Annotated in this window: 8 protein-coding genes; 3 read left to right on the top strand and 5 right to left on the bottom strand. The window is 26.2% G+C overall.

What is annotated here, in order from left to right:
• Window positions 1-659, top strand: a 659-nt coding sequence (locus tag GM111_RS07830) for an IS256 family transposase (RefSeq protein ID WP_156300543.1), incomplete at its 5' end; no start/stop codon positions are given.
• Window positions 660-988: 329 nt separating this feature from the next.
• Here the strand turns inward: GM111_RS07830 and GM111_RS07825 are convergent.
• The 4 genes from GM111_RS07825 to GM111_RS07810 form a co-directional block, all read right to left on the bottom strand.
• The gene (locus GM111_RS07825; protein ID WP_197034538.1) at window positions 989-1,918 is read right to left on the bottom strand and encodes a transposase; all 930 of its coding nucleotides are present in this window, start codon (window positions 1,916-1,918) and stop codon (window positions 989-991) included.
• 5 nt (window positions 1,919-1,923) lie between these two features.
• Complete coding sequence (locus GM111_RS07820) at window positions 1,924-2,184, bottom strand: hypothetical protein (protein ID WP_156300541.1); 261 nt, start codon at window positions 2,182-2,184, stop codon at window positions 1,924-1,926.
• The gene (locus tag GM111_RS07815; RefSeq protein ID WP_156300540.1) at window positions 2,169-2,468 is read right to left on the bottom strand and encodes a hypothetical protein; all 300 of its coding nucleotides are present in this window, start codon (window positions 2,466-2,468) and stop codon (window positions 2,169-2,171) included. The genes GM111_RS07820 and GM111_RS07815 overlap by 16 nt, the downstream gene beginning before the upstream one ends.
• 422 nt (window positions 2,469-2,890) lie before the next feature.
• Window positions 2,891-3,907, bottom strand: a complete 1,017-nt coding sequence (locus GM111_RS07810; RefSeq protein WP_231479790.1) for an IS110 family RNA-guided transposase — start codon at window positions 3,905-3,907, stop codon at window positions 2,891-2,893.
• A gap of 302 nt (window positions 3,908-4,209) precedes the next feature.
• On the opposite strand from GM111_RS07810, the gene GM111_RS07805 reads away from it, so the two are divergent.
• Entirely contained in the window at window positions 4,210-6,072 is a 1,863-nt protein-coding gene (locus GM111_RS07805; RefSeq protein WP_156300539.1) for an ATP-binding protein, read from the top strand.
• Window positions 6,073-6,101: 29 nt separating this feature from the next.
• The gene (locus GM111_RS07800; protein WP_156300538.1) at window positions 6,102-7,355 is read left to right on the top strand and encodes a DNA cytosine methyltransferase; all 1,254 of its coding nucleotides are present in this window, start codon (window positions 6,102-6,104) and stop codon (window positions 7,353-7,355) included.
• Window positions 7,356-7,813: 458 nt separating this feature from the next.
• Here the strand turns inward: GM111_RS07800 and GM111_RS07790 are convergent.
• Window positions 7,814-8,070: ATP-binding protein (locus GM111_RS07790; protein WP_197034537.1), on the bottom strand; the 257-nt coding region annotated here is incomplete at its 5' end.

Raw genomic sequence — 8,070 nt, 5'->3', positions numbered from 1 at the left:
CATATGTAATATTAGGTATAGATATTAATGGAAAAAAGGATGTATTATCAATTGAGATAGGGGATGCTGAAAATTCAAAACTTTGGTTATCAGTACTTAGTTCATTAAAAGCAAGAGGAGTAAAAGACATCCTTATTCTATGTTCAGATAGACTAACAGGAATAAAAGAAGCAATAACAGCAGTATATCCACAAACAGACTGGCAAGGATGTATAATTCATCAAATAAGAAATACTCTTAGATTTGTATCATATAAACACAAAAAAGATTTTATGAAAGATCTTAAATTAATTTACACATCTAATACAGAAGAAGAAGCTAAGATGCAATTAGATATAGTGGCTGAAAAATGGAATAGAGTTTATAAAGGATGTATGGATAGATGGTATGATAATTGGGAAAATATTTCTCCTATGTTTTCATATGGAGAAGAATTAAGAAAGATAGTTTATACAACGAATTCAATAGAGTCTTTGAATTCTTCATATAAGAGAATAAATAAAGGAAGAGTAGTGTTTCCAAGTAAGACATCATTATTTAAATCACTTTATTTAGCTACAGAAATTATTACTAAAAAATGGAGTCAACCAATTAGAAATTGGGGCCAAATTTATATGGAGTTAATCATTAATTTTGGAAGAGAAAGTATAGAAATTTAAAGAAATTTATCAATAAATTAAGAGGGCTTGGTTAAAAAAAACCTTACCCTCTGTATTGACACGCTGTAAAATACAGTTATAATATATTAAGTTATTTACAAATTAAATATCATAAGAGTCTTTGAAATAAAAGTAAGTTTGAATGAATTTACAGACTTATTTCAATACTCTCGTTCCCAATCCTCTAAAATAGAGGGTTTGAGAGCTTATTTTTTTGTAAAAAAGTGTTCTTCTTTTATGGACAAACTTTATCTTTTTTTAGTTTTCCAAATATTTTTCTAATTTCATCACCTTTTATATATTTATTATTTAATTTTATTTCTAGTATGTCAGTTATTTTTTTTAGTAAGTATATTATCTTTATAGTTATTACCTTGACAATCAGATAATCTTAATTTTTGAATACATTCTTGTATCTTTGATATAGAATATTCTTTATTTAGTTTTAAATATATAATCTTTGTAAAAAGAAGAGGAAAGAAACATATTAACATATGTGACTTTATTCTTGCTTCTTTCTTTAAAAATACAGGTCTAATACTAAAACTACTCTTAAGATTCTTAAATGCATCTTCAACTAAATATTGATTTCTATATGCCTTTATTATTTCTTTATCATCCATATCTATTAAATCTGTAATTATTAATGAAAATCCAGAAATTTCTTCATATTTTTCAAGTTTCTTTTTATCATTTATTAGTTCATCAACTCTCTTAAGTTCATTAATTCTTAAACTAGATAATCTTTCATCTTGTTTTTTTGAATAAACAAATATATATTTTTGAGTAACATTAACTCTTCTTACCTTACCATGTATATCTGTAACTTTTCTAAGAACTTCTATATTAAAACTCTTGTAAAAGCCTTTAAAGTCAGGATTCTCTTTTTTAAGTTCATCAACCATAGATAATATATTACTCTTAAATGAATTATATACACTTCTATTAAGCCTTAACATAGATTCTTTAAATATGTAATGCATACCAGAAACTATAGTCTTAACAATATTATCATTGGATACAAATCCAGCATCAGCAACTAATATGCTATTTTTAATATTGTATATCTTCTTTGTTTCATTAATGAAATCATTGTAAAGAGATACATCAGGTTTAGAACCTTCATAAGCTTTAAAGTTAAGAGGTAAACCATTAGCATCAGTAACATACATGAATTGAGCAATAGGTAGTTTCTTATTTTCTTTACTATATCCATATTGTAGTAATGATTTTTGTACTTTATTATTATTTTCATCCACTTCATCTATACATATATGTTAGAACCATCGGTATGAAGTCTTTCTTTACTTATGTTAATTAAACTTTTAATATTATCTCTAATAGATTCAATAAAATTATTTTTGTATTTGTATAATATATCTAAACTATTATATATATCATCTTTAGATATATTAAAGTTTTCAGTAAAGTTTTCTTTATTTTTAAAATCATAAAATTTAGAAGCAGGATCAATGACTCTAGAAAATATTTCAAGTTGAAGAACCTTATTTAAAGGAAGATACAACCTAAGTTTTTAGATTCATCTGAATATGAGTCTATATTATCAATTAAGTTATCGAAAATTGGTCTATTAATAAAAGTAGTAGTAATTTCTTCAAAAGAATTAGCATCTCTTTCTTCTTTAAAAAGATTTTCAAAATATTTAATTGGATCATCTGTAACATCTTTAAGTTTTTCTTTTAATTTATTAAGTTCTCCTAAAGGAATTCTAATCTTTTCATTATTAGAAATAGAAGTAGTTTTATACAAATATATTTTGTTTCCTGATTTAAATTTTTCTAGATACATATACAAAACCTCTTTTTATTTATATTATATCATAATTATACTAAATTGCCCATTACTTTTTAAAATATTTGACCAAAAAACACTAATATTTATCAGCGTTTGAGATAGTTTTAGTTAATCAAATTTCTCGAAATGTGGGAAAAAAGAAGATAATACTATTAAAAGTTCTATTATTATGCTATAATAGAAACGATATGATATTAGACTAACTATTAAAAGTCAAGTCTAAATTTAGAAATAAAATTAATATTTTACTCTTAAATTTAGGCATAACAAAATGGCCTAAAAATAGGCTGTTTTTTTGAAGTTTATCTTTGATCTACAAATGATTCATTGTATTTTAAAATACGATAAATCACATAGCACATTTTACGAGCAACAGCATTAATAGCAACCAAGTGATGTTTTCCTTCTTTAAGTTTTTAATCATAGAAGTCTTTAAAAATATTATTATTACATGAAGCTACAAATGCAGCTTGAAATAAAGCTTTTCTGAGGTGGGAAGAGCCACGTTTACTTAAATGACCATGAAGACCATCAGAATTACCTGATTGAGTAATTGTAGAATCAAGACCAGCATAAGCTACAATTTTTTTATCGCTTGAAAATTTGTTAATATCACCTAATTCAGCAAGTATAATAACTCCTGTTATAGGACCTATACCTGGTATAGTAAGAATAGGTGTATTTAATTCATTAACAATATTTTCGATTTTAGATTCAAGTAATTTAATTTGAATAGAGTAAGAATCAAGAGCAAAATTAATACCAAAGGAATCTTTAGATATTTCTTTTAAATCTTTAAGTTTAAGTTCTGCTGATTTTTTTAAAGTAATAGTTTTAAGAATTTTTTTAATATCAGAAGTTTTAAGGTTTTTAAAATCTTCAGCAGTATTAAAGTTAAGAAGAATTTCTTTAGAAGTTTGTCCAAATACATCGCTAAAACAAGATGAATATTCAGGGAATACTTGATCTAAATTAGAAATAATTTTTCTTTTTAAACTAGATGATTCTTCTATTAGATAATGTCTAAATCTAGTCATATTACGAAGATTTAAATAATTTTCATTAGAAAGAGAAGTAGACTCATAATTACCATAACGTATAAAATCAGCGATTAATAAAGAATCAATAGCATCAGTTTTACGTTTTCTAATTTCAGTTGCTTTTCTCCAACCATCTGTTTGAATAGGATTAATTACAATAATTTCATATTTTTTTTCAATTAGGTATGAATAAATAGAAAGCCAATAATGGGCTGTAGATTCAAGATCTATAAGAATATCTTTAGTTGAAATGTTGTTTAATTTATCAATTAAAGAATTAATTCCAACGATTGAATTAGAGAATGAATGAGATTTAAAAATTGTATTACCATTACTATCAATAAGTGATGCTACATGGGTATTTTTAGCAATATCAATACCTAAATAAAACATAAAAATCACCTACAATAAAATATTTTAGATAGAAGTCCTCAAGTGCTGATAAAAGTAACAACCTTGTTCTATATGCGAAGTACACTAGTGTGTCAACATCTAACTAATTCGTAAACACTTTATCAGAAGAGGCATGAAGTCAAGCTACAAGGAAGTAACGATGTCACTCTATCTAATTAAGGATATTATATATATAAATAAATATATAATCAAATTAACAACTAATATATTATATGAGACTAGTAATATGATATAAGTTTATTATACAAGGAGGGTCTGATAGTTTTATCAGATGTAATATTATGGAAAATAGTGGATTTAAAATTAAATTTGATAAGAATACAATTGATCATTTAGGGATAAAATTATATAGTTCATTCCCTCCTGTTATTGCTGAATTAATTTCAAATTCTTACGATGCAGATGCTGAAAATGTTGAGATAAAAATTAACTATGATGAAAAGGTAGTAACAGTTACAGATGATGGAACAGGAATGAACCATGATGAATTAAATCAGAATTTTTTGGTAATCGGTAGAAACAGAAGAAAAGCTGAAGGTACAGGCGTTTCTAAAGTAAAAAAAAGAAAAGTGACAGGAAAGAAAGGGCTAGGTAAATTAGCTGTATTTGGTATTGCAAAGACTATAGAGGTATATTCTATAAAAGATGGCGTGAAAAATGCTTTTAGTATTAATTATGATGAGATGAAAGCAGAAAGTGAATCAGAATATAAGCCAAAAGTGATTTGTGAAAATGAAAATACCAATGAACAATCTGGGACTGTGGTTAAAATCAAAGAAATTAAGCAAAGTACAATAATGGGTATTGAGGATTTAGCATATAATTTGTCCAGAAGATTTTCATTTTATGATGCCGAGTTTGAGGTTAAACTCATTGATGAAAATTCACAACAAGAGCAACCTATTACAAAATCAATTTATTTTGAGAAGTTAGAAAAAGAATTTGAATGGAAATTTCCAGAAGACTTTTTAAATGATATTAATAGCGTAGAAGAATTTAAAAGACTAAAAAATCATGGTATTACTGGAAGGGTATATACTAAATCGACTCCTTTAAGAAAAAAGGATAATGGTTTTTTGTTATATGTTAGAAATAAATTGGCTTCAGAAAATGTATTTTTTGATGATAGGGCAAATGATAGATTTAATAGCTATGTAACTGGATTTTTTAATATTGATTTTATAGATGACTCAGATGAAGAGGATTATATATCTACAGCTAGACAGTCAATCCTTTGGGAAGAAAATGAAAATACAATTCAATTAAAACATGATTTAAATAAGTTGATTTCAAAAATATCATCTTTATGGAGAGAAAATAGGAGAAAGAAAAAAGAAGAACTTATTAATTTAGATGAATCATTTTTTAAGGGATTAACACCAACAGAGATAAGTAGTATAAAGAAAGTTAAAGATACATTATTAACAAATTCCACAGAAACAGATGATATAGAATCAATTAAACGTGTTTTGGACAACTTAAAAAATTTATATAAATTTGAGAGCTTTCAGTCATATATAGAAAACTTGAAAGAAGAGAATTTAACGGTTGATGAAGTTGAAAAAATAACTTCGGATTGGGAATATATAGAGGCTAAAGAGCTTGCAAAAGTTGCAGTTGGTAGAATAAAAGCTATAGAACAATTTGAAAAGTATGTTAATGGAAATGAGAGTGAATCTAAAGTAATTCAACCATTTCTAGAAAAGTTCCCTTGGATTTTAGATCCTAGAATTACAACATTTGAAAGAGAAAAAACATATAGTAGCATTTTAAAAAGTAAGTTTCCAGATGAAACACTAGAGGGCAGTAATCGTAGGATTGATTTTCTTTGTAATTTAGTAAATGGTGAATTAATTATTATTGAATTGAAGAGACCGAATATTAAAATTAAAACAGAGGAAATAAATCAAGCATTAGATTATAAAATTTTTGTTCAAAAATATTATAAGTTGGATAAAGTAACAACATTTTTGATGTCTGACAGATATGATATGGATCCTATAGTTAGAACTACTGCAAACTCATTAGAACAAAGTGGTGATTTATTTATTAGATCATATTCAGACTTGTTAAGAGATGCAAAAAAGTTTAATCAAGAATTTATAAATAAATACGAAGAAATTAAAGAAGTGTATGATAATTGATTTAATCAAATACGAAAGGAGGTGTGGTTATGCTAAATATAGTAGATGTGTTTTCAGGGGCGGGTGGATTAACCGAAGGATTTAGGTATAAAGACTATTATAATTTTATTTGTCATATAGAAATGGACAAAGATGCTTGCTCTTCTTTAGAATTAAGAAACATATATTACTATTTAAAAAAAGAAAATAACCTATCTCCATATTTTGAATATATTCAAGGGAAAATCTCGAGAGATGATTTGTACTCGATTATACCAAGAAATCTAACTAAAGATATATTGAATAAGGAAATAAGTAAAGATACTATACCTTCGATTTTTGAATTTATTGACCAAAGATTAGGCAATAATGAGTTAGATGGTATTATTGGTGGACCACCGTGTCAGGCATATTCTACAATCGGTAGAGCCAATAACAAGTCGAAAAAATCTACTGACAAAAGAATTTATCTGTATAAACATTATTTAGATTTTCTGGATAAATATAAACCAAAGTTCTTTGTTTTTGAAAATGTTAAAGGGTTGCTCTCTTTTAAGGATTTATCAGGAGAGTTGCTCTTGCCAAAAATAATTTGCGAATTTGATAAGTGTGGATATGAGGTAGATTATCAAATAGTAGATGCAAGTAATTATGGTGTAGTACAAAAAAGAGAACGTTTAATACTTATCGGACATCGAAAAGATTTAGTGTTCAATAACTCATTTTTTGACTGCTTGGCTGAATATGTTGAAGCGGCCCTAACTATAAAAGAATTATTTGAGGACTTACCAAGTATAAAGTCTGGAGGAAGTTCTCATAAGTATCGTTGTGATGTTTCAAGTCAGTTTGTTGAAAAATATATTCGTAAAAAAGATGATATTTTAACACAACATGCTGCAAGACCTCATAATGAAAATGATTTGAAGATATATAAATTGGTACTAAAAGCTAAGAAAAAAGGTAAGAATTTAAGGTATATCGATATTCCTGAAGAACTGCAAACTCATTCTAATACAACATCTTTTTTAGATAGATATAAAGCTTTGGATTATGGCTCTGTTAGTCATACAGTTGTTGCTCATATTGCGAAAGATGGACATTACTATATTCATCCAGATTTAAGACAGAATCGTTCAATTACAGTAAGAGAAGCCGCTAGAATACAAGGGTTTCCAGATGATTTTTATTTTGAACATTCACGAACAGCTGCATTTAAACAGATTGGCAATGCCGTTCCACCAATTTTATCTAAAAAAATTGCAATGGCTATTATAGATTTTTTGAGAGGACAAAAAGGAGAATGAATTACCTCTCCATCTCTTTACCCATATACTTCTCATAATTTTTTCTGATTTGATACAGTTCTTTCATATTCGATTTTGAAGAAGAATACTATTGCATTAGGGTATTCTTTTTTTCATTATATAGGAAATTAGAATTCTAATAAGATGTATATATTTTTATTGATTGATATAAAAAAAATCGCAGTTTATAAAAAATAAAATTAATAAGTAAATTTAAGTAATACAAAAATACCTATTTAAATAATAGACCATTAGGGTTATAGAATTTATGAATAGGTCGGCCAATAGCAGAAGAAACAAAAAGTTCATAAACTTCAAGCTTAATACTGCAATTAGGACACATAAAAGGATCAAAGTCCCAAATAGCTTTAAAGTTCTTTCTAAAAAGAGAAGGAACTTTTTTAAGTGTTAATGTCAATATAAAAATGTAGTATTTTCTCAAAATAAGAATGTCGTTCTTATTCTTGATAATAATCTCTAACTCTATAAGATTTACCATTAATATTAATAACATTACAATGGTGTAATAACCTATCTAATATCGCATTAGTTAATGTATTATCAGAAAATATATTACCCCATTCTTTGAAGTCAGCATTAGTTGTTACTATTGTTGACTTCTTTTCATATCTATCATTAATAAGTTTGAAAAACATTAAGGATTCTTCTTTTGATATAGGGATATATCCAAGTTCATCTATTATTAAAACCCTAT

Source organism: Streptobacillus canis (assembly GCF_009733925.1).
Classification (GTDB): Bacteria; Fusobacteriota; Fusobacteriia; order Fusobacteriales; family Leptotrichiaceae; genus Streptobacillus; species Streptobacillus canis.
Note: the sequence above shows the minus strand (reverse complement) of the source record. Positions and strands in the feature narration are given on the sequence as shown.